The sequence below is a fragment of the Ruegeria sp. HKCCD7559 genome (assembly GCF_013110575.1).
Lineage (GTDB): Bacteria > Pseudomonadota > Alphaproteobacteria > Rhodobacterales > Rhodobacteraceae > Ruegeria.
The window spans coordinates 1-24,428 of the sequence record NZ_WVQU01000004.1 but is presented as its reverse complement, the minus strand read 5'-3'; the positions used below and the strand labels follow the sequence as shown (position 1 = coordinate 24,428).

The following is a 24,428-nucleotide window of genomic DNA, read 5'->3' as shown; positions in this document are numbered from 1 at the left end:
ATGGATCTGGGGCTTAAGGATAAGCTGGTCCTGGTGACTGGTTCAGGTTCCGGCATCGGCAAAGCCACTGCCCGGGTCTATCTTGAAGAAGGCGCGCGGGTCATCGTGCATGGCCTGACCCAGACGGAAGTGTCCGACTGCGTCGACGACCTGTCATCTCTGGGCAAGGTCGAAGGCATTGCGGCCGACCTGACCAAGACCTCAGATGCAGAAACACTGGCGGATTTTGCCCGCGCGCGCGGGGCGGTGGATGTTCTTGTGAATAATGTCGGCATCTTCTCGGTCAAACCGTTCGAGGATCTCACGGATGACGACTGGATGCACTACTTCAACATCAATGTCCTGTCCGCCGTTCGGATGAGCCGAATTTTCCTGCCTGACATGCTTGGCCGGGATAAGGGATCTATCATCAACATGGCCAGCGAAGCGGCAGTGAAACCGCTCCCTCAGATGGTGCATTATTCTGTCACTAAAACTGCCATGTTAGGTCTGACACGCGGCATGGCAGAACTGACAAAGGGCACGAAAGTCCGGGTTAACTCGATCCTGCCTGGTCCGACCTGGACCGAAGGTGTCGAAGCCTACTTTGACGGTCTCGCGGATCAAAAGGGTGAGCCGCTCGATACGATCGTCGACAATTACTTCAAATCAGATGAGCCCACATCGCTCATACAACGCTTTGTCCAACCAGACGAAGTCGCCCGCATGATCGTCACGATCTCAGCAAGCACGGCCTCCAATGGTTCTGCGCACCGGATCGAAGGCGGCATCGTTCGCAACATTCTTTAACTTCTAACTGGAGGAGCCCTACATGGCCGCTCTCACTTTCTCTCACATCGGCATCACAGTTCCCGACCTGGAAAAAGCCGTGGAGTTTTATTCCAAGGCATTCGGCCTCTACGTGCTGATGGAACCAACTGAAATCCTGCATGACGAAAGCGCCATCGGTCAGATGTGCGACGATGTATTTGGGGAAGGTTGGGGAAGCTTCCGCATCGCGCATTTGTCGATGGGCGACGGTGTTGGCATCGAATTGTTTGAGTTCCCGAAGACCGTCGAAGAAGAACGCCCGTTTGAATATTGGCGGCGTGGCTTGTTTCATTTCTGCGTACAGGACGAGGATCTGGAAGGCCGCGTCAAGGTTATCGAAGACCTGGGCGGGCGCCAGCGCATGAGCCAAGTGCGCAAGTATTACCCAGGTGAAAAGCCCTATCGCATGGTCTATATGGAAGACCCTTTTGGCAACATTTTCGAGCTCTACAGCCACTCGTACGAATTGACCTATTCGGCGGGTGCTTATGACTGATCGCGCCGCCTTTCCCCCCAGAACGGACAAACCCAAGGTCGTGATAACCGATTACGACTTTGGTGATGTTGCCGTTGAGACGGAAATCCTGGAAGCCGCAGGAGCCGAGGTGATTGCGCTTCAGGCCAAGCGCCAGGAAGACCTGTTCGATGTCGCGCCGCATTGCGCAGCGATGATGAACCAATATGCCCGGATCGGGAAGGAAACGATTGCGCGGATGCGGAACTGCGAGGTCATCGCGCGTTATGGCGTAGGCGTAGATATCGTGGATGTCGGCACGGCGACGGAAAAGGGCATTCTCGTCACCAATGTGCAAAACTATTGCACCGAGGAAGTCGCCGACCACGCGATTGCCCTTTGGCTGACCCTGGCGCGCAAGTTGCCCGACTATGATCGAGCCACTCATGCAGGGGTCTGGAAGTGGCAAAGCGGGCAGCCGGTCTACCGGTTGCGCGGGCGGACGATGGGTGTCGTCTCGCTGGGAAAAATAGGGCAAGCCATCGTAGCGCGAGCGCAATCTTTCGGAGTTACGGTCATCGCCTTCGATCCGTATTTGCCAAGAGAAGTCGCGGCAAAGATTGGGGTCGAGCTGGTGAGCAAGCCTGAATTGCTGGCAAGGTCCGACTATATCCTGATGCAGGCGCCGATGACGCCGAACACGCATCACTTTTTGTCGGATGCCGAATTTTCGGTCATGAAACCCGGTGCGATACTCGTGAACACTGGACGCGGACCAACGGTCGACAACAAAGCCCTGTTCCGGGCGCTGACCGAAGGCCATCTGGCAGCCGCAGGGCTCGACGACCCCGAAGAAGAACCGGCCAAGCGCGCCAACTGGACGCCTGATGACAACCCGTTGTTCAAACTGCCCAACGTCCTCGTAACGCCACATGCGGCCTACTATTCCGAGGAATCCATACACGCAGCGCGGGTCACTGCGGCCACTCAGGTGGCCAAGGTCCTGACAGGACAAAAACCCGACTACACAGTCAATGCCGACGCATTGGCCGTATCTACCGCATAACAGGAGACAAGAATGCCAGACGTCAGCACGGACCTCAGGGTTTTCAATGATTTTGAAAGAAACCCGGAACTTCTCAAAAAATTCGACAAGGTGTTGGAGGCGTACTCTGCCGCTGCCATTTTTGCGGATGTGCAGTACCGAACAGGCGTGATGGACAGCGCCATCAAACCCGCTTTCCGCGCCAAGGTGACAGGCCAGGCCGTGACGGTTCAGCTTTCAAAAGGCGATCTGGTCGACCCATTGCGAGCGCTTGAAATGGGACAACCCGGGGACGTGATTGTTGTGGACGCGGGTGGTGATCGTCAAACGTCAGTCTGCGGCGGTTTGATGGGCGGTCTGGCCAAGAACCGTGGCATTCGCGGTATGATCGTAGATGGCACAGGGCGTGACACAGATGAGTTGGAAGACATCAACTGGCCAATCTGGACGCGTGCGATCACGCCGCGTGGAACGCACACGATGTTCTCAGAACGTAAAGAAGAACTTTCGATCAATGTGCCAATCGCCTGTGGGGGCGTCGTCGTAAACCCCGGAGATTTCATTGTAGCTGATCTTATGGGCGTCGTCGTGGTTCCACAGGAAATTGCAGAAGAAACCGTGCGCCTTGCTCAAGAGCAAGCTGACCGTGAGGAAGAAACCCGTAAATGGGTGGCCCAAGGCAAAACCGTTGAGGATCTGCTGAATGAATTCGGTCGCATCTGAGCCAGCGCTGATCGGCGTAGATTGGGGCACTTCATCGTTCCGTGCATTTCTCATTGGTGCGGAGGGCGAGGTGATCGATGGGGTCTCGTCGCCTGAAGGTATCATGCAGGTTGCGGGGCAAACCTTTGACGCGGTCCTTGATCGTCTCATCGGCCCTTGGGTCGCCAAAGCTAACCTGCCGATCCTGGCATCTGGCATGATCACCAGCCGCAACGGCTGGGTAGAAACGCAATATGCCGAAATGCCTCTGGGTGCTGGCGGTCTTGCGCGGGCGTTAGTCCCCCACGAAGCGGCCAACGGAGCGCGTATTCATTTTGTGACTGGTGCTTCGACAGAACATGCCGGAGGACCCGACGTAATGCGCGGCGAGGAGACCCAGATCATCGGGGCATCTTCGCTAGGCTTGAGCGAAGGTATGTTCGTGATGCCGGGAACGCACAGCAAATGGGTTCAGGTTGCGGATGGGAAGATCGTGGATTTCTCGACCTACATGACAGGTGAAATCTTTTCGGCACTGAAAGAACACACGATCCTTGGCACCTTGATGAAGGAGGACGCCTTCAGCGAAGACGCGTTCGTGATGGGCGTCAAGGCGGGCCTCAGTGGTGAGGCGAACTTGCTGCACAGCCTGTTCCATGTTCGGACGCTTCCTCTCATGGGCAAAATCCCGAAGGTTGCTACGGCCGACTACTTGTCGGGCTTGTTGATCGGGACCGAGGTTGCCGCTGCGACTGACGAAGTAAAAGACGTCGGCACGATCACTGTTGTTGGACGCAGCGACTTGTCCGACCGATACGAAATAGCGCTTCGAACTGCTGGTTTCGACAGCCGTCGCGCTCCGGATGATATCGTTGCGAAAGGGCATTTTCTGATTGCTCGTGCTGCGGGGTTGGTCGGATGATTGACCTCACCGCAGCTCTTGCCGAGAACCCGCTGATTGCGATTTTGCGGGGGCTGGCACCAGAAAATGCGCGCCCGGTGTCTGATGTGCTCTTCGATGCCGGGTTTCGGATAATCGAAGTGCCGCTCAACTCACCGGACCCGCTGGAATCGATAGGGCAGATCGCCGTGAAGCATGGCGCTCAGACCATCGTCGGCGCTGGCACAGTATTGACTGTGGATCAGGTCGCGGCGGTTGCTGATGCAGGCGGGCGTATCATCGTGTCGCCCAATATGAACCCGGACGTTGGGCGCGCGGCTGTCGCACGGGATCTGTATTGGTGTCCAGGTGTCATGACCCCCTCCGAGGCCTTTACGGCATTGGATATCGGGGCATCGGTCCTCAAATTCTTTCCGGCGGAAATGGTGCCACCAGCTGCCATCGCTGCCATGCGCGCCGTATTGCCTGCAGACGCAATCATCGCTGCGGTAGGGGGCATAACGCCGGATACGATGGCGTCGTATCATGCCGCGGGTGCAAATGGATATGGGCTGGGATCCGCGCTGTTCAAACCGAGCTATACATTGGATGATATCGGCAGGCGCGCGCGCGCCTTCACCAGTGTATTGGAGGAACTTGGATGAAACAGGCCCTTGTTACGGGCGGTACGCGAGGAATCGGTGCGGGTGTTGCACGGTCTCTGGCAGACGCAGGTTGGTCCGTCATTGCCGCATCCGCCTCCCAATCCGAACTGGATGCATTCGAGCCTCGGGACGGGTTAAAGGTGCAGCTCTTGGATGTCACCGACCAGACGTCCATCAATGATGTATTCGGCGAACTCACGGGTCTCGATGCCTTGGTGAACTGCGCAGGTATTCTTTTGCGTGGCGAAGAATATGACATCGACGTCTTCGCCAAGGTGCTCGATGTGAATCTGACAGGCACCATGCGCTGCTGTCTTGCCGCGCATCCATTGTTGGCTGAAGCGAGTGGGGCCATCGTCAACACCGCCTCTATGCTCAGCACTTTTGGTGGACCTTTGGTGCCGGCCTATTCCGCTTCCAAGGGCGGCGTGGCACAGTTGACCAAGGCACTGGCAGGTCGCTGGGCCGAAGACGGTATCCGGGTCAATGCCATCGCGCCGGGCTGGATCGAGACAGAGATGACCAATGGCCTTCGGGAAGACCCTGAACGAACGGCGGGGATCATGGCGCGTACGCCGATGAAACGCTGGGGAAAACCCGAAGAGATCGGCGCGCTTGTGCAATGGCTTTTGAGTGAAAACGCCAGTTTTGTGACCGGATCGATCTATCCGGTCGATGGCGGCTATCTCGCTATGTGAGGAAAATCTATGAATGACGATGACACCGCCCGAATGCCATATCAATTGCCATTCCCCAAGGATGCGCAAGACGAAATCGTGATCCCGAATGCCGTGAGTGCGGACGACAGACTATGGGTTCCGCAGGCAGAGAACGTCTGGTTCCGACCGCTCTGCTTGAACCGCTCGCAAGGTTATTGGATGAACCTTCTCAAAGTGCGCAAAGCTGGTGTTCTTTCGCGGCACCGCCATCCTCAGCCAGTCCATGGCTTCGTCCTGAAAGGGCGCTGGCATTATCTGGAACATGATTGGGTCGCGGAAGAAGGGGGATATGTCTTTGAGCCGCCAGGTGAGACTCATACTTTGGTCGTTCCCGACGATGTCGAAGAGATGGTCACCTATTTCCAGGTCAATGGCGTGATGTGCTATGTTGATCCGTGGGGCAAGGTCACTGGCTACGAAGATGTCTTTACCAAGATTGATCTGTGCCGAAAACACTTCGCGGAAGTCGGTCTTGGAGAAGATTACGTTGAACAGTTCATCCGGTGATGCGCCGCGTTTCGCCCTCGTGGCCCATGATGCGCGAAAGGACGAAATCGTTGAATGGGTGGGTCTGCAATTGGCCCGCCTGTCCAGAGTACAAATCTTCTCGACAGGGACCACCGGCAGTCGCATTAAGCAAGCCTATCCACAACTGGATGTGACCTGCCTGAAAAGCGGACCACTCGGAGGCGACCAACAGATCGGCGCCATGATCTGCGAAGAGAAACTGGATGCATTGATTTTCTTTGTCGACCCTCTCTCACCCATGCCACATGACGTCGACGTTAAGGCTCTGACCCGTCTCGCCACGGTATATGATCTGCCAATGGCATGTTCGCGCTCAACCGCGGATCTGATCGTCAAGGGGCTGATTGACGAGGATGACAACGCGCCTGGGTGATACGCCACGCGCCGCAAGCGCCGATCAGCCAGTTCTCAGAAGGTGCTCTGCCAGACTGCCGAGGTTTTCGCTACCAAGCTGGCTCATGTTGGCCTCAATGTCAGCTTTCAGGATGTGAACGAGATGGTCGATCCCTCGTGCTCCAAACGCTGCAACAGCATATTGAAAGGCGCGTCCGACCATGACGAAATCTGCACCCTTCGCCAGGGCACGCATGATGTCCAATCCCCAGGCAACGCCAGAGTCGTAGATCAGTGGCACATCTATTCCGACCGCCTCGCGGATGTTCGGGAGTTGGTCAATCACGGCGGGCCCGGCTTCGAATTGACGCCCGGAGTGGTTTGAGACCCAGATGCAATCCACGCCTTCGGCCACCATTTTTTGCGCGTCCTCCGGCCGCAGGACACCCTTGACGATCAGGTGACCCTCCCATTCCCGCCGCAGTTCGCGCAGGTAGTCCCAATCTGGAATCCCACGGATCAGAGCGCCTGCATGAGTAAAGCTTTCTCGCCCACGCGCGGGGACGTAATCGTCAAAGAACCGCATACGTGGCATGATGCCCTCGCGCAGATGTGCAAGGCACCAGGCGGGTCGTGATGCCATTTCAGTCAGCGTGCGCAGGTCAGCTTTTGGAGGCACCGTGAGATTGGCGCGGCGTTGTCGTTCGCGCCGACTCTCTTCTGGAACGTCCACCGTGATGATCAGCGTATGAAATCCCGCTGCCTTAATCCTCGGGAGCATCGCGCGGCGCAAATCGCTGGAGTTCACCGGGTAATGCTGAAACCATCCGTTTTTGCCAATGTAAGGTGCCACATCTTCCGGTGAAGCAACCGCCACGCTGGATAACGAAAACGGAATGTTGTGAGCAACTGCTGCCTTTGCAAGCATCCGCTCTGCTCCTGCCCACATCAGGCCGGACATACCTACCGGTGCTATCCCGAATGGCAGATCGTAAGTTTGACCCATCAATGTAGTCTGCAGGTCGGCCTTTGTTCGGCCGCATAGTACACGCGGCATGAATCCGATGGCATCAAGTGCGTCCCGGTTGACCTTCAACCCCAGCTCCCGGCCAGTCGCGCTGTCGAGGTATTCGAAAGCAAACTTCGGAATGCGCTTTTGCGCGGTTTTCCGAAGGTCTTCTATCGACGGGTGGGATAGGTCCAGATCCATCCGGGTCCTCTGTTCGTTGTCTAACGGTTGAAGCTCCTCAGTCGGTCACCAAAGGGATGGCAAGGCCAAGGAAATTGCGGGCACATAGGTGATGAACATCAACAAGATCAGCATGCCGACAAAGAATGGCAGGATCGCCCGGCTGAGGCTTTCGATGGAAACCTTGGAAATGCTGCTGGCCACGAATAGGTTTACACCCAACGGAGGTGTGCAGAACCCAATGGCCAGGTTGACCGTCAAGATGACACCAAAAACGATTGGATCGACACCCAGCGCGGTTGCAACAGGCAGCAGGATAGGCGTCATGATGATGATCGACGAGATCGTCTCCATGAACATTCCGATCACGAGCAACAGCAGATTGATCAGCAACAGGATGATGATTGGGTTGTCGGACAGGCTGGTGATCGTTGTTGCGAGCTCTGTCGGGATTCTTGCGAGCGTGATCAACCTGCCAAAGGCGGTCGCCATGATCACCAATATCAGAATCGTCCCGCTGGTCTTTGCACTGCCCGCCAAAACCTCTGGCAGGTCCTTGAGGGTGATGTCGCCATACACGAAGATGCCGATGAAAGCGGCATAGACTACGGCCACGGCACCGGCTTCGGTTGGGGTAAAGATGCCGCTATAGATACCCCCAAGAATAATCACGGGCACGAGAAGCGCCCAGATGGAAGACCGGAAACTCTGCCAGACGCCAGGGCCTGAGAACGTGGTTGTCGATTGCTGAACAACCTCGTCCTTTCGCAGCAGAACACGAGCGACCAACATGAACATGAGGGCAAAAAGGATGCCAGGAACAACGCCTGCAAGAAACAGTTTGCCGATCGAAACCTCGGCAGTAACACCATAGATGATGAAGGGAATACTTGGCGGGATCATTACACCGATCATTCCTGAGGATGCTGTCAATGCGCCGCTGAATTTGCGCGTATAGCCGACCTTTTCCATCTCTGGGATCATGTTCGACCCGATGGCGGCTACGGTCGCAGGAGATGAGCCGGATATGGCGGCAAAAAACACACAGGCGAGCACGTTCACATAAGCCAGCCCACCCCGGATATGACCGATCAGCGCATTGGCAAATCCAACTAGTCGGCGAGACATTCCGCCGTGTTGCATCAGGTCGCCTGCCAATATGAACAGAGGGACGGCAATTAGAGGAAAGGAGTCCGCGCCTGTTACCACCGACCGTGCCAGAAGAACCATGGGTGGTGTGCCATCTACAAAGACCATCACGATCATAGTGGCCAAGCCCAGACAGATGCCAATAGGCGCGCTGAAGAGCAACAGGGCAAAGAGCGTCAAGAAAAGCGTTGTTGCAAGCATGCCGGGTTCCTCACGCTTTGGTTCCTGCGATCAGACGCAGGGTTCGGAACAGATGTTGAGTGACGCGGATCGCGGACAGGCCAGCGCCAATCGGAGCCGAAGCATAAAGGATCGGAATCGGTAGCCCCAAAACGACCGAAGTCTGGCTGGCGACAAAAGGCTGTCGGATAAGCTTGATGCATTCAATTGTCAGAACGATCAGAAATCCAAGGACAAGAAGCGCGATCACAAAATCCGCGTAAAGCCTTGCGCGCTCGCTTAGGACATCACGCAGGACCGTGATACGCACATGATCACCTGTGTGGAACGCATAGCTGACGCCTAGCCAGACAAACCATACAAACAGCCAAAGCGTTAGCTCTTCGCCCCATGAAAGAGAGGCATTCAGAATGTAGCGCATGAACACATTTCCAAAGATCAACAAGACAATCGCGGCCAAAAGTGCACTGGCTAAGACCTTTTCGGCATTCATATCGATCCATTTGATAACCGACACCGTTCACCTCCCCTTGAACGAAAGGGGCGCCCGAACTTTCATGGCGCGGGTGCCCATATTGGCTGAGTAGTCCGAGTGTCAGCTTCCGCTCGCTGCGGAAACCGCTGCTACCCAGTCGTCATAGGCTTCAGCGCCAACCTCGTCGCGATACTGCAGACGGACGCTTTCAGTTTTGTCGGCAAAGGCCTGTCGCTGCTCTGCAGTCAGTTCCAGAACCTCGACACCAGCAGCACGAATCTGTTCCAGTTGTTCCGCATCTTCGCTCGCGACCAGTTCAGCCTGATATTCACGTGCGGCGGCCATCGAGTCCCGGACCAGTTGCTGATGCTCTGCGGACAGCGAGTCAAAGAACGGTTTGGAGATGACGGGCATATAGACCGCAAAGACATGGCCCGTGGTCGAAAGGTATTTCTGAACCTCGTAGAAACGCTGTGAGGTAATGATCGCCAGTGGGTTTTCCTGGCCGTCGATCACGCCTTGCTGGAGAGCAGAATAGACCTCACCAAAGTTCATTGGCGTCGGGTTGGCCCCGAGCGTTTCGAATGTCGCCACATGAGCCGGAACCTTCATGGTACGTAGCTTGACACCCTCGAGATCTGCGGGGGTTGCAACCGGGCGGACGTTGTTGGTCACATTGCGTACACCCAATTCAAGCCAGCCAAGACCTACCAATCCCTGGTTTTCGACCCGTGCAAGCATGCCATCACCAGCATCACCATCAAGAACATCAAAGGCGATGTCCTTGGAGGAATACATGTAGGGCAGTTCAATTACTGCAAAAGCCGGATCCCAGCCCGCGAAGAAAGAGGAAGGAGGAATGGCCATTTCCAGAACGCCGGTTTGAACACCTTCGATCATTTCGCGATCAGGGCCCATCTGCGACGAAGGGAATATCTGTACGTCGATCTCACCATTCGAGCCAGCTTCGACCAGTTCTTCAAATTTCAGTAGCGCGCGATGCATATGAAACGCTTCTGCTGCGCCATGCCCAACCTTAATGACTGTTTCAGCGGATGCTGCAAAAGCAAGCCCGGCTGACATGACGACGCCAAGCGCCAATGTTGATTTCTTGAACAAGGTATCCTCCCACGGATTTAGTAATTTACGATCTATTATCTGAGATATCAGATATAATATAGAAATCAAGCTTACATGTGCTATTGTGTTAGAGAGACGAAATAGGACGAAGTGAAAATGACCGAGATTTTGCCGATTAAGCGCCCGGATTCGTTGAGTAAAACTGCTGAAGAGCATATCCGAAAAGGTATAATCAATGGCACGTTTCAATTGGGTGAATCGTTGCCGGAAGTGAAGTTGTCAAATGCCATGGGCATCAGCAAAACTCCGATTCGCGAAGCTCTATCAGCTTTGAATCTTCAGGGCCTCGTTCAGATCTTTCCTCATCGAGGAGCCTTTGTATTCTCTCTTTCTCATGAGGACGTGGTGCAGCTTTGCCAGTATCGGCTAATCCTAGAATCTGCAGCTTTGGAGCAGGCGCTTGAAAAGAACCCTTCGGTTCTGATCAATGAGCTGTCTAAAATTGTTTCGAAGATGTCGGAAGCGCAGGAAACGGATGAATTCGAACAGTACTTGGAACTTGACGCCGAGTTTCACGACGCGTTTTTCAGGTCCTGCGGAAACAGTTACCTGCGGGATGGATATCAAAAAGTCAGTGATATCGTCCAAACTATGCGGACACACCTGTCCAAACGTTCCAATCGAACGAAGAAATCTTTCAAGGAACATCAAGCGATCACATCGCTATTGGACGAGGGTAAAGTAAAAGCAGCAACGAACACCCTCAAACGTCAAATCACTCGCGGTGAGCGTTCTTACTCCGATTTGGTTGGTCTAAGGCAAGCATAGGTGCCCACCACTTGGTCACGATGTTCACCAAAAGCGCATCTGGCAGCAAATCTAATGCCGCGTGCGTGGGCAACATAAGTTCAAAGTGGCGGAGTTGGGCTGTTCTTAGACAAGGGCCGTGGCCACGATTAGAGGGCGGTTTTTGTGTTGGGTCAGAAATGCTTGACGATTGGGTCAGAAATGAATGACGCGATTGGCCGATTTATTGAGGTTTTGTCTGTCGATTGAGTCAAATATCAGTGACGTTCCACATTTCCTTGTCAGGCGACACATAGTTCTGCCACCAGCGACAGAACCTTGCCTTTTTCGCCTCACGTCCTTCATCTAGCACCTAGACCGATTTCAATGATCCTGACTTCCCTATTGGGAAATCAGGGCTGATTTGCAGATCAGACGCCGAAGGCACCTGTTCCTGCTGATCTGCCACGTGGCGAACGCGGATGGGGGCGAGGCAATGCTATTCGACAATAGTGGTGCGGCCCGCAGGCTCAGGCGAGGACACGGTGTTGTCTAATAGGGTTGCGGTTCTTCAACCAGCACCAGATGTAGTGGTTCGTATTGAACGTCATCGTTAGCATTGGCAGCCTTGCCGACGCGCATCCAAGAGTCGCGAAAGCTCATCAACCTGAAAATCATCGAAATTAGGTTTTGGTATCCGAGCCCATTGTTGTTTTCTGGAAGCCGCAGCAGCGGCACCATATCTTCACTTTCCGTAGGGGCCACATCAACGACAAATGTTACAGCCGAAGAGTGATTTAACCCGTCGATTGCCTTTAATCTCGTAGAAACCTTTGGTTTCGGGTCTGTTACGCTTGGGTGACTCATTTCTTCAACTTCACTAAATGCAGCTGCGAAGCTTTCGGTTAGCTTTTGATCAAACGCGTCTTGCGCCGCTTCAATGGCTTGAAGCGCGCCTAAATCATTTGCATCAGGTCCTTTCGCCGGATCGAGGTGTTTTGAATAGTAGCTGCGGAGTTGATCCGAAAGCTTGCTACCAGGAGATCCTGCGGGAGCGTCGTCGTCTTCCTCGCCTGCCGCTTCTTCACCGAATCCACGCTGCGCAGGGATATCGTGAATTCGTACTAGCCCTTTCAATGGCTCACCTTCGTAAGGAAGACAGTTTGACGGCAATTCCTGCAAGGCCGCTTGTCCACGTACAGGGTCGGCAGCTTTTGCAGGGTCAAGCGGATAGACGCGGACAATAAAGTATTTTGATAGTCGCTTTCGAAGAAAGTCGGTCAAGGTTCTCGGCCAGAGGGTAAGCTTCGGTGCAGGCTGTTTTGTGTCCGTAGTCTCGGAGCTATCTACGTGCTTCGTTTCTGCGGCGCTTTTGAGTTCTTCTGCATCCCTTGTTGCAGATATGAAGTCCTTAAATAGCTCTTCGACGTCGCTTGGCTCAAAGCGAAGACGTACACCGAGGGAACCGCCCTCCCAATCAAGCGTTGGGATCAACTCGCGAACATGCCTTATGTACTCGTTCCGCTGAAGGGCCACTACTCAACCAGAGATCGCTTCACATAAAACCGTTTCAAGAATGTTCGCGGTTTGTTGTGGTGGTGCAAAGCAACCCTTGGTTGCGGAAGCTTAGCGTTCTCATCTCTGTTTAAACGGCTGCCTGATGTAGCGGGTTCGGATGTCGAATCATAAACTTACGGAATTCGTCTGGTAAGCACAGTAATTAAACTTGCCTTTCAGGTCCCGTGCCGTTGATTCAGGTGATGGAGATAGGCGGCAACAACAGCGAGCTACATAGCCTCCAGCGTATGTGAAAGACCGTTTCGGATGTGATCTTCTAACAGCTTCTTAGCGGTGCCCGCGTCTCTGGCCAATGCGGCATCGAACATGCCCTTATGCTCCTTGACTGCCTCTTCGCCGCGATAGGTCAGCACGAGCATCTGATACCGCAAATACTTGTCGTAGATGATCGAGTGCAGAGACAGAAGGTTCTTGGAGTTGCAGGCCGCGATCATCGCTTGGTGAAACTCCCAATCATATCGTTTCCAGGTTTCTTTCTCGGACTCGTCGCCCTTGAGAAGCTGCTGTTCCATCAGGTGCAGTTTGTGGTGCGCGGCAACGAGGTTGCCTTCCCAGTCCGTGTCGCCATTCGCAATGGACAACTCCAACGCGTGGCATTCCAGCAGGACACGCAACTCTGATATCTCGGTCAGGTCTTCGCGAGAGACCGGCGTAACCAGGAAGCCTCTTTGTTCGGGAGCTTCGACAAAACCGTCGCTGGCAAGCCTGTTCAGGGTTTCACGAAGTGTTGAAAGGCTTGCTGAGTAGCGCTCTTTCAATGCGTCCAGCTTCAGTTTGGAGCCGGGTTGCAACTCTCCGAAGATGATATCCCGCTTGATGCGCTGATAGGTGCTTGCACCTATCGTAGACGGCTGTTTCGCCATGCGTTTCACCCGATATTTTTAGATTCCTCCTTCAAATACCACTTTATAGAGTTATCAGCAATCCAATCTGATGTATGGTAGAAATAAAAATATCATACATTATTGTGGAATCGCAAAAACCCCAATACGGTCGAATTCAAGTTGGGCAAAGCAGCTCAGTCATAAACATTGGTTTCGGAGTTTCCGAACCCTCTGGAAGGAAGCAAAGTGTCAATGAACTTTCGCATTGCCATTGTCGGCATTGGCCTTGTTGGACGCCGCCACGCAGACGCGATCCGCGCGTTGCGTCATGTCGATCTTGTTGCGGTTGTTGATCCCAGTGACGAAGGGCGCACCTACGCTGCGGAGCATGGCGTTGCGTGTTACGAGACCCTCGAGAATATGTTTGCAAATCAGACGCCGGACGGAGCTGTGCTCGCGACGCCCACGACGCTTCATGTCGAACAAGGGCTCACATGTGTTCGGCATGGTTGTCCCGTACTCGTCGAAAAACCGATCGCCGTGGAAGCCTCCGCTGCACTGGAGCTTGTCCAAGAAGCGGAAAAGGCCAATGTGCCACTGATGGTCGGACATCATCGTCGGCACAATCCTCTGATCAAGTCAGCGAAGGAAGCCATTGTCGACGGGAAGATTGGAGATGTGCGCGCTGTCCATGCGAATTGCTGGTTTTACAAGCCCGATGAGTATTTTGACGCCGCACCCTGGCGTAAGAAACCCGGTGCGGGGCCCATCTCGGTCAATCTTGTCCATGATGTCGATCTTCTGCGGTACCTGGCCGGAGAGGTCGTGACCGTACAGGCGCAGTCGGCTACCTCGCAACGCGGCTATGACAACGAAGATGTCGCCGGAGCGCTATTGACGTTTGAAAGCGGAGCGATTGGGACCATTAGCGTATCCGACAGCATTGTTGCTCCGTGGAGCTGGGAGATGACGTCTCAGGAATATCCAATCTATCCGTCGACCACTGAGAGTAGCTACATGATCGGTGGCTCTCATGGGTCGTTGTCTGTCCCTGATCTAAGATTATGGACCTACCAGGGTGAGGAAAGGGATTGGTGGATTCCAATTTCGTCAACCGCGCTGAAGAAGGGTTCCTCTGACCCACTGGTCAATCAACTCGGGCACTTTGTTGACGTTGCTCGGCACGAAGCAGATCCGATTGTGTCCGGCTGGGAAGGCTTCAGAACACTTCAAGTTATTGAAGCTATTCAGAATTCCTGCAGAACAGGTGATACGGTCAAGATCAAAAACTTACAAAAAACACCAATGGCAGGTATGACGGCAGTCTAAAATATCAGATATTTTGCAAAACATCTTGCAAAATGTCCAAAATAGGTCAAAACTCTGAATCGCAAAAAAGAAGCATCATGATGTCTCAGGGAGGAGCAAAGTGATTACCAAACTTACCCGCCGGGCTGCTGTATCGGCCCTGGTCGCAACCGGTGTTCTGTTTAGCGCAACAAGTGGTGCGCTGGCGGAAGACAAAGTGCAACTTCGCCTCGCAACATCAGGATCGGAGACCGATCAGCGCTCGGTCGCTATGGCCGAGGTTTTCGCGCCCATGGTCGCTGATTTCGCAAGCTACGAGCCCAGCTATAATGGAACCATCTTCGCCCAAGGCACCGAGTTGGACGCCATCAGCCGGGGTAACCTGGAAATGTCGATCACCTCGGCGCAGGAACTGGCCCAGTTCTTCCCCGAGTTTTCGATCTTTACCGCAGGCTATGTCCACCAGGACGCTGCGCATCAGGTGGCTGTCTTCAACGATCCCTTGATGGATGCCTTTAAGCAGAAGGCTGAAGAAGAACTAGGCGTCAAACTGCTGTCGGTCATGTATCTGGGCCGTCGTCAGGTGAACCTGCGCCAGCCCAAGGATGAGCTGACAGTCACGACGCCAGCAGACTTGGAAGGCGTGAATCTGCGGATGCCGGGCACCGACGCATGGCAGTTCCTTGGCAAAGCGCTGGGTGCCGCGCCGACACCGATGGCCTTCTCCGAAGTCTATACCGCGCTGTCGACCGGTGCCGTTGACGGGCAGGATAATCCGTTGCCGACCGTCGTCGACGCCAAGTTTTATGAAGTGACCAATCAGATCGTCCTGACATCGCATCTGGTCGACTTGAACTATATCGCCATCGGCAAAGAGGTTTGGGACGGGCTTACACCGGAACAGCAAGCCAAGGTTCAGGAAGCTGCGGACGCAGCAGCTGAATCAGGCCGCCAGAAACAGCTTCAGAAAGAAGAGGATCTTGTCAGCTTCCTGAAAGAGCAGGGCATGGAGATTTACGAACCCGATCTCGCTGCGTTCCGCGATCAGGTACAGTCTATGTACCTGGAAAGTGAATTCGCCGGATCATGGCCGGACGGTGTGCTTGAGCAGATCAACGCTCTGGGCAACTAAAGTCGTCTGAAGAAGGGAGGGAGAACCATAATGAAAGCCTTTATGAAGGGGTTCTCCCGACTGACCGAAGCGATTGCCGGCGGGATGCTGGCGGCAATCTTCCTGATCTTCCTATTGCAAATACTCTTGCGCTACTTCTTTACCCCCGCCGGATGGACGCTTGAACTCATCGGCATTCTGTGGGTCTGGGTGATCTTCTTCAGTTGCGCTTTCATAGTGCGAGAACGGGATCACGTGAAGTTCGACATTATCTACCTTTCCGTACCGATGCGCGTGCGGCAGGTCTTTGCGATGCTGGCGGCCGCAGCGATCGTGGTCGGTATGCTCTACAGCTTCCTTCCGACGTGGGACTACATCGACTGGATGAAAATCCGCAAGACATCGACTGTCCGCAATCCGTTCTCCGGCGAGAAGATACCGCTGCGCACAGTATTCTCGATTTACGCGGTATTCATGCTGGTCGTCGCAGCGCGGTACGCGTGGCTATTCTTCGACGTCATGCGCAATGGCCCACCAAAGACAGAGTTGGAACTGGTCGTTGGGTACAACGTCGTTGACGACCATCCGCGTGTCGACGTCGAAGAGGGCGAGGAAGTTAAGAAATGAGTTTTGAACTTCTTTCCTGCCTGCTCGCTCTCTTTCTTCTGGCAGGCATCGGGACACCTATCGGCTATTCCATCCTTTTGGCCTCATTGGTGTATCTGGGCACGGCCGGATTGGACGTCGCCCTCGCGGGCGAGAAAATCCTGCAAGGCTTCTACAAAAGCACGATCCTGCTTGCCGTGCCTTTGTTCATCGTCGCCGCGAATATCATGAATGCTGGGTCGATCACGGACCGTCTGCTGAACTTCTGCGTAGCCGCTGTCGGTCGTTTCAAGGGCGGCCTCGGGCACGTCAATGTGGTAGCGTCTCTGATCTTTTCCGGTATGTCCGGCTCGGCTGTCGCGGATGCCGCGGGGATCGGCAAGATAATCATTGAAATGATGACCAAAGATGGCCGCTACAGCCGAGGCTACGCAGCTGCAATCACGGCGGCGTCGGCAACGATCGGCCCTATTATTCCACCCTCGATCCCGATGGTTTTGTACGCGCTCGTTTCCAAGGCCTCTATTGGGTCGCTGTTCCTGGCCGGTATTCTGCCGGGTCTGATCATGGGCGTCGTTCTGATGGCGATGAACTACTATCTGGCCGGAAAGCGGAACTTTGCTTTGGAAGAACCTGTTCCGCTGCGCGAGTTGCCCGCAAAAACCGCCAACGCGTTTCCGGCGCTGCTGATGCCTGCAATCCTGCTGTACGGAATCTACGGCGGCGTCACCACTCCGACCGAGGCTGCAGCAGTGGCTGCTTTCTATGCGCTGCTTCTCGCCGCCCTGTTCTATCGTGCCTTGACTTTCCGTGGCCTGTATCAAGTGTTCGTCGACAGCGCGCGCTCTTCCGCCGCCGTCGGGGTGGTCATTGGCGGCGCGTTCATTCTGAACTTCATCGTCATTCAGGAACAGATTCCACAGTCGATCTCGGTACTGCTGGAGGGTTCAGATGTTAGTCCGATTGTTTTCCTGATCCTGGTTAACCTGCTGATCCTCGCGCTGGGTTGCGTGTTGGACGCGACAACGATCATTCTTGTGATCGTGCCCCTGTTCATTCCAACCTGCGAAGCGCTTGGAATTGATCTGGTGCATTTCGGAGTGCTGGTCGTCGTGAACTCGATGATCGGTCTGATCACGCCTCCCTATGGCATTCTACTCTTTGTGATCAACGCCGTGACGGACATTCCGCTGCGTGAAATCATCTCGGAAATCTGGGCCTTCCTGGCGGTTCTCATCTTCGCCTTGGTGATCATGATGCTGATGCCGGATCTGGTCCTGTGGTTGCCGCGTATGTTTGGATATCAGGGATAATGTGCCTCTCGGTTTCGACAACGTCGATCCCCGGTGATCTGGCTGAAAAGCTGAGTACTATCGCTGACGCGGGATTCGGGGGTGTCGAATTACACGAGCCGGATTTGACTGCTTTTGACGGGTCGCCATCTCAGATCCGGAACATTGCGTCAGATCTCGGCCTTAAGATTTGCCTGCTGCAACCCTTCCATAACCTTGAAGGCCAGTCCGGCGGTGGACGGGAGCGCGCCTTTGATCGGCTGAAACGCAAACTCGACTTGATGACCGAGTTGGGAACGGAATTACTGCTAATCGGGTCTGCCTTCGACGTCGATGCCGCTGCAACCGAAGAACAGGTAATCGCAGATCTTGGCGAGGCGGCCCAAATCGCTAAAGAAATAGGGATGCGTCTGGCCTATATGGGCTTGCCATGGTCGGATCTTACTCGCTCGGATGAGCAGGCGTTACGCGTCGTGGAAGCCATCGACAGCCCCCATTTCGGGCTGGCCCTGAATTCCTTCTTCTCGCTTGCCGATGGGTCCAAACCAGCCCGCCTTCGGGACATTCCCGGAGAGCGGCTGTTCCATGTGCAACTGTCCGATGCACCCCGGCTTGAGATGGATATCCGCAGGCTCAAGCGGCATTTCGGGCTTTTGCCCGGGCTCGGATCGCTGAACCTTGCGGGCTTCGTGCGGGTGTTGTCGCGCGCCGGTTACAAGGGGCCTTGGTCCATTGCGCGCGTTAACGAAGCGGCGCCGCAACCCGGAGGCAGGACGCTGGCCCGAGACAGCTACAGGTCGCTGGTGAACCTCCTGGATGAGGTATCTCGGACCGAACCGGGAACCGATTTCGGTATCCCGGACCTGCCGGAACGCGTCTATGTATCAGGCTTTGAGTTCGTCGAATTTACAGCTGATGAATTAAGCGGCGCGCAGCTTGCAGAGATGCTGTCAGCAATGTGCTTTCGAATGGAGCGAAAACACGTCACCAAGTCCGTCGAGCTGTGGCGGCAGGGTGCCATAAACATCGTTGTGAATACCGAAAAGGAAGGTTTTGCCCATTCGGCGTTCCTGGGTCACGGTCCCTCCGTTTGTGACATGGGGTTGCGTGTCAAAGATGCGGATCAGACGGTTCAGCGGGCGACCGCGTTGGGCGCGCCGAATTTCTCACAGCCGGTGGGAACAGGGGAACTGGATATCCCGGCCATTCGGGGTGTTGGTGGCAACGTCGTTCATTTCATCGATGAGAAATCCGATCTGCATCGGGTTTGGGACATCGAGTTTGAGCCAGTCGCCAAGACCAAAGCGACCCAGCCCGCCGGTCTGCGCCGCATCGACCATCTGGCACAGACGATGCGTCACGATGAGATGCAGAGCTGGCTGCTCTACTACATTTCGACTTTTGAGATGGCAAAGTCTCCTATTGTGAACGTCGCCGATCCGTCCGGCGTCGTGCAAAGCCAGGCTATCGAAAGTCCAGAAGGCGAAGTGCGCCTGAACCTGAACGGGGCCGTTGGGCGCCGAACTCTGGCGGCGTCATTCCTTGAAGATGGCTTTGGCGCCGGTGTTCAGCACATTGCCTTCCAATCGGACGATATTTTTGAAACTTCAGCCCAGTTGCTCAAGTCCGGCTTTCCCAGCCTGTCCATCCCGGAGAACTACTACGCTGATCTGCAAGCGACATTCGGATTGGATGACGATTTGGTCGCCCAATTGCGCAGGGGGAACATTCTCTACGATCGGGCGGCGGGTGCTGAGTATTTTCAGATTTACAGCCGCCCCATCTTTAACGGCTTCTTCTTCGAAATTGTTGAACGCCGTATGGGCTATGCCGGTTATGGCGCGCGCAATGCACCCATTCGCCTTGCTGCGCAAAGCAAAACCCAGACGGTGAAAGAGGTGCAGACGCAATGACCGCGCAGATGAAAGACGATGAGCGCGCCGTTCGCCAATGGTGGCGTACCTCCATCATCGACATGAAACCCGGACAGATCTCTTTTCGTGGAAACGCCATAGAGGACCTGATCGGAAACGTATCTTTCCCGCAGATGATCTGGCTTATGGTGCGGGGCGATCTACCCAGCGACGCGCAAGCGCGCCTGTTCGAAGCCGCTTTGGTCGCAGGCGTGGATCACGGCCCACAGGCTCCCTCAATCGCGGCTGCGCGTATGGCCGCCACCTGCGGGGTAGGTCTCAATAATGCGATGGCGACTGCGGTGAACATGCTGGGCGACGTGCACGGCGGGGCAGGAGAGCAGTGTGCAGAGCTGTACAATGATACCGCAGTCCGCATGGATGCGGGAGCTTCGCTGAATGACGCTGTTCGGGATGGCTTGGACAGCTGGCGCGAGACCTACGGCAAGATCGTATCGGGCTTTGGTCACAGGTTTCACAAGCCTGTCGATCCACGCGCACCACGATTGATGCAACTTGTTCGTGATGCGGCGGCAGAAGGCACAGTATCTGGCCGGTTTGCCGATATCGGAGAAGAGGTTCGCGCCGAACTCGGTCGTCAACGCGGCGGTCGGCCAATTGCCATGAATATCGACGGCGCGACAGCTGTGATCTTCTGCGAACTTGGCTTTCCTGCGCCCTTGTCGCGGGGGCTGTTCTGCCTGTCCCGCTCGGTCGGAATACTTGCCCACGCCTGGGAGCAGACGAGCCAGGGCGGTCGGAACAAAGGGCCTATGCCCCCAAATTACTTACCCCTCTACGAAGACAGGAATGATGACACGTGAGACATCGAAATCCTTCCGGGTCGGCCTTATCGGCTGTGGTCGTATCAGCGATATTTATCTAAAAACACTATCCAAATTCTCAAACGTTGAGGTCGTGGCTTGCGCAAGCCTTGACCCTTCTGAAAGCCGCGCCAAAGCGGATCAATACGGTGTCGCCAAGGCCTGTGCGCCAGATGAGGTGTTTGACGATCCGACGATTGACTGTGTTCTGAATCTGACAATCCCGGCGGCGCATGCGGAAATCAGTTTGCGCGCGTTGGAGGCGGGGAAACACGTCTATTCCGAAAAGCCACTGGTCATGAACCGAACGGATGGTAAGGCGATCCTGCACATGGCCTCTGAAAAGGGGTTACTGGTCGGTTGCGCACCCGACACATTTCTGGGCGGTCGCTGGCAGACCGTTCGGCGCTTGATCGACGAGGGTGCCATTGGCAAACCGACAGGGGCTTTTGCCCATGTCGGGACCCACGGGACGGAGCGCCACCATCCCAACCCGGATTTCTACTATAAGGCGGGTGGTGGGCCATTGCTGGACCTTGGGCCGTACTACCTGACCGCCATGATCTGCTGCCTTGGTCCCGTTGACCGGGTTGCCGGAATGGCTCGGCGCACGTTCGACAATAGGATGATCGAAAACGGCCCTCGCAACGGCGAATGGATAGATGTCGAGGTCGACACGCACTCTCTAAGCCTGCTGCAGTTCTCTTCCGGAGCTATAGGGTCGATGACCATGAGCTTCGACGTCTGGGACAGCGAAACTCCACGGTTCGAGATCTACGGTGAAAACGGCACCATCAGCATCCCAGACCCAGACCCGGTTCATGGTGCCAATATCTTTCAAGGGGATGTCTGGCTGAAAACGCGGGAGACCTCGCGCTGGTCTCATCAGCCTCGTCCAACCGGTCGCGAAGACTGGCAGGTGGTCGAAAACAAACACGGGTTCAATGAAGACAGCCGCGGGCTCGGCCTTTTGGATCTGGCCCTGGCGGCGCAAGAAGGACGCCAACCCCGTGCAAGTGGAGCGCTTGCCTACCATGTATTCGAGGTCATGGACGCGATTGAACGGGCGCCGAAATTTGGTGCCTATCAGACGATAGAAAGCCGTTGCGAGGCTCCGGAACCTTTGCCGGTCGATTTCCTGAACGATGAGAGGAAGGAGTTGGTCCATGCCGATTGAGACACTCGACTTTGCTCAGCCATTCTTTCGCGTCCAGCACATAACTGACGAGCGCAGAATTTCCATAGAGGGTCGCGCCATCGTCCTTAACCTTGGGGGGCGAAATCTCTCTGTCGAGGATCAGACCATTGCACCGCTTTCGTCTGTGATCGTGCAAGACAGCACGCTTAGCGGCGTGGAACGTGCAGTCATTGTCCACGATTTCGACGCCCATGCGGATGAGAACGAGTTGTTCGCATGGGTGAAAGATACATGGCCATCTGCTTTTGATGTTCGCCAAGAGGAGCGTTTGCGCGGTGTCAGCCACTACATGTCGCCAAAGGTTCTCGTGGGTAACGTTGGACTGACCATGTACCATTCCGGTTCGGTCCCATTGAATGTCGGATTGCACAAGGATCATCCGTTCTGCCCGGTACCGGGGTTTCGCGAAGTGCATACACAAATCGTAGGCTTTGGCAAAATGCAGCAATGCCGTGAGCGGGATGTTGAAACCCTTTACCTCGAAGAATTCATGGCCCCCGGCACGACGCACAAACCGATGTATGACGCTGAAGGCAACTATCCCTGGCATCAATACGAGACGATTACCCCCAGCATCTTCATGGCGGTGGAAATACTGCCAGAAGGCGTACGGGCCCCGGAAATAGAGGTTCAGAATGGCTGAGAGACTTTTACCCAAAGACCTGAACTTTGACGGACCTTTCCCCCGGTTGTCTCGCCGTTTGCGGCTGGGCGTTGTTGGCGGCGGACGGATCTCTGTCACGCAGGCAACGGCCGCGCGGATGACCGACCGGTGGGAGGTCACCGCAGGCGCGCTCAGTTCTGACGCCGCGCGAAGCAAGGCGCGCGGGGCCGAGTGGTTCCTGCCGGCAGACAGGTGCTATGCGTCGTTCGACGAGATGGCGCAGGCCGAGGCGGCGCGCCCGGATGGCGTAGATGCCGTCATGATCACGACCCCGAACCACGTTCATTTCGAAGCTGCCAAAGCGTTTCTTGAGGCGGGCATTGACGTGCTGTGCGACAAGCCCCTGACCAACGAAGTCGCCGAAGCCGAGGGGCTTGAGGAGATCACCGCGCGTACGGGGCAGGTATTTGCTGTCGGTTATGCAATGTCGTGTTTTCCAGTGATCCGGCAGGCCAAGCAAATTGTCACCGAAGGAGGCATCGGCAAAATCAACCAAATCCATGTTGAGTTCATGCAAGACTGGATGACGCCCGAAGATGTGGCTGATGCGCCTCATGTAAAGTGGCGGCTGGACCCCAAGATTTCAGGACCAACGAGTTGTGTCGGCGATATCGGTACCCATGCAGCTCATCTCGCCAGTTTTGTCTCGGGCCTGCCCTTGACCGACCTACGGGCCGAGTTTCATGTCTGCGGTGCGCCAAAGCCTTTGGAAGACACGGTTTTCATGTTCACCCGCTATCAAAACGAGGTTCCAGGAACCCTGATGGCGACGCGCCTTGCCCCCGGAAATCGGGGTGGGTTGCGGTTGCGGATATTCGGTAGCGAAGGAGGCCTCGAGTGGGACTTGGAGAATTCGGAACAGCTGAAGTTCAATCGGTTCGGTGAGCCGGATCGTATCATCAGCCGAGGTCACGGGCATGGCATCGGCCCCGGTGCGGAACGTCTGATCCGTACGGCGCGCGGCTTCCCCGAAGGAATTATCGAAGCCTGGGCAAATCTCTATACGGAATTTGCCATGGCTGTCGCCGCGCGTCGGGATCGCGTTACCGTTCCGGCCGATTGGCTCTCTTATCCCAGTGTCGATCAAGGCGCAGACGGTGTTCGATTCATTGATGCCTCTGTGCGCTCTCACCAGTCCGGAGGCGACTGGGTCACTATCTAAAGCTTTGCCAATACGAAGGTTAAGCACGCCCGGGCTAGGGCCCGGGCATTTTCATTTCCTGCTCGGTATTAAAAGTTGATATTTTAAAAAATATCAGATATTTTTTACTACGTGTGATGAATTTTAGATTCGCAGACACGTGGAGCTGTCGTTCATGGTGAAACCCGAAGAGGCTGGCGCAGGCCCCTCTCTCTATTCCTTGGCGCATCTGACGCTGATTGGCTGTACGCCGCCCGAGCTGGTCTATATCGCCGCGCGGGCCGGTTACGATGCCGTCAGTCCCCGGTTCATTCCGATGCATGTGCCCGGTGAATTCACCCAATCCCCGATCGACAAGGCGCAAGTGCAGGCCACCAAAACTGCTCTTTCTGCCACTGGCCTGAAGGTTCTGGATATCGAGATTGCGCGCATCACCGAAGATGTCGATCCGCGCAGTTTTGAACCTTCTCTTGAGATCGGTGGGGAACTGGGCGCCAAACGCATGATCATGAGCGCGTGGACCAACACCCGCGATGATCGTGACTTTCTGATCGACGTCTACTCTGAAACCTGCGAACTGGCGGCGCCCTACGGGCTAACAGTGGACTTGGAATTCCCAAGCTTCTCTCGCTTGCGCACTCTGGATGAGGCCCTGGATATTGTCCGCGCCTCCGATCAACCGAATGGCGGTATTCTGGTCGATACGCTTTATCTGCACCTCAGTCGCGTTGATCTCGGAGAGCTTCTGCACGTCCCCTCGGAGTTGTTTCACTTCCTGCATATCTCCGATTGCCTGCCCGGGATCGCCGATACGCGAGAGGGCATGATCCAACTGGCCCGCGATGCGCGGCTCTATCCCGGCGAAGGCTGGATTGACTTCACCGGCATCATCGAACGGATGCCGCCCGTCGACTATTCCATCGAACTGCCCAACCAAAGCCGCGTTGCCGAGTTGGGATATGAAGAACACGCGC

At 55.3% G+C, this 24,428-nt stretch carries 26 protein-coding genes; 20 read left to right on the top strand and 6 right to left on the bottom strand.

Annotated features, from left to right (window positions below):
- The 9 genes from GS605_RS12425 to GS605_RS12385 are packed head-to-tail and all read left to right on the top strand — an operon-like array spanning window position 1 to window position 6,176.
- The gene (locus GS605_RS12425) at window positions 1-789 is read left to right on the top strand and encodes an SDR family NAD(P)-dependent oxidoreductase (protein WP_010437253.1); all 789 of its coding nucleotides are present in this window, start codon (window positions 1-3) and stop codon (window positions 787-789) included.
- 22 nt (window positions 790-811) lie between these two features.
- Entirely contained in the window at window positions 812-1,306 is a 495-nt protein-coding gene (locus GS605_RS12420; RefSeq protein WP_010437254.1) for a lactoylglutathione lyase family protein, read from the top strand.
- Complete coding sequence (locus GS605_RS12415; RefSeq protein ID WP_171724187.1) at window positions 1,299-2,330, top strand: C-terminal binding protein; 1,032 nt, start codon at window positions 1,299-1,301, stop codon at window positions 2,328-2,330. The genes GS605_RS12420 and GS605_RS12415 overlap by 8 nt, the downstream gene beginning before the upstream one ends.
- A gap of 12 nt (window positions 2,331-2,342) precedes the next feature.
- Window positions 2,343-3,032 carry an RraA family protein gene (locus tag GS605_RS12410; RefSeq protein ID WP_108861947.1) on the top strand — a complete coding sequence of 230 codons (690 nt, stop codon included), beginning with the start codon at window positions 2,343-2,345 and terminating at the stop codon, window positions 3,030-3,032.
- Window positions 3,013-3,933, top strand: a complete 921-nt coding sequence (locus tag GS605_RS12405; protein WP_171724186.1) for a 2-dehydro-3-deoxygalactonokinase — start codon at window positions 3,013-3,015, stop codon at window positions 3,931-3,933. Before GS605_RS12410 ends, GS605_RS12405 begins: the two co-directional genes overlap by 20 nt.
- The gene (locus GS605_RS12400) at window positions 3,930-4,556 is read left to right on the top strand and encodes a 2-dehydro-3-deoxy-6-phosphogalactonate aldolase (protein ID WP_171634687.1); all 627 of its coding nucleotides are present in this window, start codon (window positions 3,930-3,932) and stop codon (window positions 4,554-4,556) included. The genes GS605_RS12405 and GS605_RS12400 overlap by 4 nt, the downstream gene beginning before the upstream one ends.
- The gene (locus GS605_RS12395) at window positions 4,553-5,254 is read left to right on the top strand and encodes an SDR family NAD(P)-dependent oxidoreductase (RefSeq protein ID WP_171724185.1); all 702 of its coding nucleotides are present in this window, start codon (window positions 4,553-4,555) and stop codon (window positions 5,252-5,254) included. Before GS605_RS12400 ends, GS605_RS12395 begins: the two co-directional genes overlap by 4 nt.
- A gap of 9 nt (window positions 5,255-5,263) precedes the next feature.
- Window positions 5,264-5,782 (top strand): 2,4'-dihydroxyacetophenone dioxygenase family protein, encoded by a 519-nt coding sequence (locus GS605_RS12390; RefSeq protein ID WP_171634682.1) that lies wholly within the window; start codon window positions 5,264-5,266, stop codon window positions 5,780-5,782.
- On the top strand, window positions 5,748-6,176 hold the full coding sequence (locus GS605_RS12385) for a methylglyoxal synthase (RefSeq protein ID WP_371807758.1): 429 nt from the start codon (window positions 5,748-5,750) through the stop codon (window positions 6,174-6,176). Before GS605_RS12390 ends, GS605_RS12385 begins: the two co-directional genes overlap by 35 nt.
- A 24-nt stretch (window positions 6,177-6,200) precedes the next feature.
- Here the strand turns inward: GS605_RS12385 and GS605_RS12380 are convergent, their stop codons facing one another.
- The 4 genes from GS605_RS12380 to GS605_RS12365 form a co-directional block, all read right to left on the bottom strand.
- Complete coding sequence (locus GS605_RS12380) at window positions 6,201-7,346, bottom strand: alpha-hydroxy acid oxidase (RefSeq protein ID WP_171724184.1); 1,146 nt, start codon at window positions 7,344-7,346, stop codon at window positions 6,201-6,203.
- Window positions 7,347-7,391: 45 nt separating this feature from the next.
- Entirely contained in the window at window positions 7,392-8,675 is a 1,284-nt protein-coding gene (locus tag GS605_RS12375; RefSeq protein ID WP_171724183.1) for a TRAP transporter large permease, read from the bottom strand.
- Between the two features lie 10 nt (window positions 8,676-8,685).
- Window positions 8,686-9,171, bottom strand: a complete 486-nt coding sequence (locus GS605_RS12370; RefSeq protein WP_010437264.1) for a TRAP transporter small permease — start codon at window positions 9,169-9,171, stop codon at window positions 8,686-8,688.
- 78 nt (window positions 9,172-9,249) lie between these two features.
- Entirely contained in the window at window positions 9,250-10,248 is a 999-nt protein-coding gene (locus GS605_RS12365; RefSeq protein ID WP_010437266.1) for a TRAP transporter substrate-binding protein, read from the bottom strand.
- A gap of 117 nt (window positions 10,249-10,365) precedes the next feature.
- Here GS605_RS12365 and GS605_RS12360 point away from each other — a divergent pair, with 117 nt between their 5' ends.
- Window positions 10,366-11,037: a GntR family transcriptional regulator gene (locus tag GS605_RS12360; protein ID WP_171724182.1), complete on the top strand. Its 672-nt coding sequence runs from the start codon at window positions 10,366-10,368 to the stop codon at window positions 11,035-11,037.
- Window positions 11,038-11,547: 510 nt separating this feature from the next.
- Here GS605_RS12360 and GS605_RS12355 read toward each other — a convergent pair.
- Window positions 11,548-12,279: an AAA family ATPase gene (locus tag GS605_RS12355; protein ID WP_171724181.1), complete on the bottom strand. Its 732-nt coding sequence runs from the start codon at window positions 12,277-12,279 to the stop codon at window positions 11,548-11,550.
- 503 nt (window positions 12,280-12,782) lie between these two features.
- Complete coding sequence (locus GS605_RS12350) at window positions 12,783-13,436, bottom strand: GntR family transcriptional regulator (RefSeq protein ID WP_170417164.1); 654 nt, start codon at window positions 13,434-13,436, stop codon at window positions 12,783-12,785.
- 213 nt (window positions 13,437-13,649) lie between these two features.
- On the opposite strand from GS605_RS12350, the gene GS605_RS12345 reads away from it, so the two are divergent.
- The 10 genes from GS605_RS12345 to GS605_RS12300 all read left to right on the top strand — a co-directional run.
- The gene (locus tag GS605_RS12345) at window positions 13,650-14,726 is read left to right on the top strand and encodes a Gfo/Idh/MocA family protein (protein ID WP_216598221.1); all 1,077 of its coding nucleotides are present in this window, start codon (window positions 13,650-13,652) and stop codon (window positions 14,724-14,726) included.
- Between the two features lie 100 nt (window positions 14,727-14,826).
- Window positions 14,827-15,837: a TRAP transporter substrate-binding protein DctP gene (gene dctP / locus GS605_RS12340; RefSeq protein ID WP_171724180.1), complete on the top strand. Its 1,011-nt coding sequence runs from the start codon at window positions 14,827-14,829 to the stop codon at window positions 15,835-15,837.
- Window positions 15,838-15,867: 30 nt separating this feature from the next.
- Window positions 15,868-16,443: a TRAP transporter small permease gene (locus tag GS605_RS12335; protein WP_171634653.1), complete on the top strand. Its 576-nt coding sequence runs from the start codon at window positions 15,868-15,870 to the stop codon at window positions 16,441-16,443.
- Window positions 16,440-17,735, top strand: a complete 1,296-nt coding sequence (locus tag GS605_RS12330; protein ID WP_171634650.1) for a TRAP transporter large permease — start codon at window positions 16,440-16,442, stop codon at window positions 17,733-17,735. Before GS605_RS12335 ends, GS605_RS12330 begins: the two co-directional genes overlap by 4 nt.
- Window positions 17,735-19,627: a bifunctional sugar phosphate isomerase/epimerase/4-hydroxyphenylpyruvate dioxygenase family protein gene (locus GS605_RS12325; protein ID WP_171724179.1), complete on the top strand. Its 1,893-nt coding sequence runs from the start codon at window positions 17,735-17,737 to the stop codon at window positions 19,625-19,627. The genes GS605_RS12330 and GS605_RS12325 overlap by 1 nt, the downstream gene beginning before the upstream one ends.
- Before the next feature lie 8 nt (window positions 19,628-19,635).
- Window positions 19,636-20,451, top strand: a complete 816-nt coding sequence (locus GS605_RS12320; RefSeq protein WP_171724346.1) for a citryl-CoA lyase — start codon at window positions 19,636-19,638, stop codon at window positions 20,449-20,451.
- The gene (locus GS605_RS12315) at window positions 20,441-21,628 is read left to right on the top strand and encodes a Gfo/Idh/MocA family protein (protein ID WP_253283299.1); all 1,188 of its coding nucleotides are present in this window, start codon (window positions 20,441-20,443) and stop codon (window positions 21,626-21,628) included. The genes GS605_RS12320 and GS605_RS12315 overlap by 11 nt, the downstream gene beginning before the upstream one ends.
- Window positions 21,618-22,292 carry a hypothetical protein gene (locus GS605_RS12310; RefSeq protein WP_171724177.1) on the top strand — a complete coding sequence of 225 codons (675 nt, stop codon included), beginning with the start codon at window positions 21,618-21,620 and terminating at the stop codon, window positions 22,290-22,292. The genes GS605_RS12315 and GS605_RS12310 overlap by 11 nt, the downstream gene beginning before the upstream one ends.
- A complete protein-coding gene (locus tag GS605_RS12305; RefSeq protein WP_171724176.1) occupies window positions 22,285-23,475 on the top strand; it encodes a Gfo/Idh/MocA family protein in 1,191 nt (396 codons plus the stop codon). The genes GS605_RS12310 and GS605_RS12305 overlap by 8 nt, the downstream gene beginning before the upstream one ends.
- 154 nt (window positions 23,476-23,629) lie before the next feature.
- Window positions 23,630-24,428: sugar phosphate isomerase/epimerase (locus GS605_RS12300; protein ID WP_171724175.1), on the top strand; the 799-nt coding region annotated here is incomplete at its 3' end.

Excerpts from the sequence above, each read along its gene's own strand:
- GS605_RS12425 (WP_010437253.1), top strand. The coding sequence starts at position 1 with ATGGATCTGGGGCTTAAGGATAAGCTGGTCCTGGTGACTGGTTCAGGT.
- GS605_RS12420 (WP_010437254.1), top strand. The coding sequence starts at position 812 with ATGGCCGCTCTCACTTTCTCTCACATCGGCATCACAGTTCCCGACCTG.
- GS605_RS12415 (WP_171724187.1), top strand. The coding sequence starts at position 1,299 with ATGACTGATCGCGCCGCCTTTCCCCCCAGAACGGACAAACCCAAGGTC.
- GS605_RS12410 (WP_108861947.1), top strand. The coding sequence starts at position 2,343 with ATGCCAGACGTCAGCACGGACCTCAGGGTTTTCAATGATTTTGAAAGA.
- GS605_RS12405 (WP_171724186.1), top strand. The coding sequence starts at position 3,013 with ATGAATTCGGTCGCATCTGAGCCAGCGCTGATCGGCGTAGATTGGGGC.
- GS605_RS12400 (WP_171634687.1), top strand. The coding sequence starts at position 3,930 with ATGATTGACCTCACCGCAGCTCTTGCCGAGAACCCGCTGATTGCGATT.
- GS605_RS12395 (WP_171724185.1), top strand. The coding sequence starts at position 4,553 with ATGAAACAGGCCCTTGTTACGGGCGGTACGCGAGGAATCGGTGCGGGT.
- GS605_RS12390 (WP_171634682.1), top strand. The coding sequence starts at position 5,264 with ATGAATGACGATGACACCGCCCGAATGCCATATCAATTGCCATTCCCC.
- GS605_RS12380 (WP_171724184.1), bottom strand. The coding sequence starts at position 7,346 with ATGGATCTGGACCTATCCCACCCGTCGATAGAAGACCTTCGGAAAACC.
- GS605_RS12375 (WP_171724183.1), bottom strand. The coding sequence starts at position 8,675 with ATGCTTGCAACAACGCTTTTCTTGACGCTCTTTGCCCTGTTGCTCTTC.
- GS605_RS12360 (WP_171724182.1), top strand. The coding sequence starts at position 10,366 with ATGACCGAGATTTTGCCGATTAAGCGCCCGGATTCGTTGAGTAAAACT.
- GS605_RS12350 (WP_170417164.1), bottom strand. The coding sequence starts at position 13,436 with ATGGCGAAACAGCCGTCTACGATAGGTGCAAGCACCTATCAGCGCATC.
- GS605_RS12345 (WP_216598221.1), top strand. The coding sequence starts at position 13,650 with ATGAACTTTCGCATTGCCATTGTCGGCATTGGCCTTGTTGGACGCCGC.
- GS605_RS12335 (WP_171634653.1), top strand. The coding sequence starts at position 15,868 with ATGAAAGCCTTTATGAAGGGGTTCTCCCGACTGACCGAAGCGATTGCC.
- GS605_RS12330 (WP_171634650.1), top strand. The coding sequence starts at position 16,440 with ATGAGTTTTGAACTTCTTTCCTGCCTGCTCGCTCTCTTTCTTCTGGCA.
- GS605_RS12325 (WP_171724179.1), top strand. The coding sequence starts at position 17,735 with ATGTGCCTCTCGGTTTCGACAACGTCGATCCCCGGTGATCTGGCTGAA.
- GS605_RS12320 (WP_171724346.1), top strand. The coding sequence starts at position 19,636 with ATGAAAGACGATGAGCGCGCCGTTCGCCAATGGTGGCGTACCTCCATC.
- GS605_RS12315 (WP_253283299.1), top strand. The coding sequence starts at position 20,441 with ATGACACGTGAGACATCGAAATCCTTCCGGGTCGGCCTTATCGGCTGT.
- GS605_RS12310 (WP_171724177.1), top strand. The coding sequence starts at position 21,618 with ATGCCGATTGAGACACTCGACTTTGCTCAGCCATTCTTTCGCGTCCAG.
- GS605_RS12305 (WP_171724176.1), top strand. The coding sequence starts at position 22,285 with ATGGCTGAGAGACTTTTACCCAAAGACCTGAACTTTGACGGACCTTTC.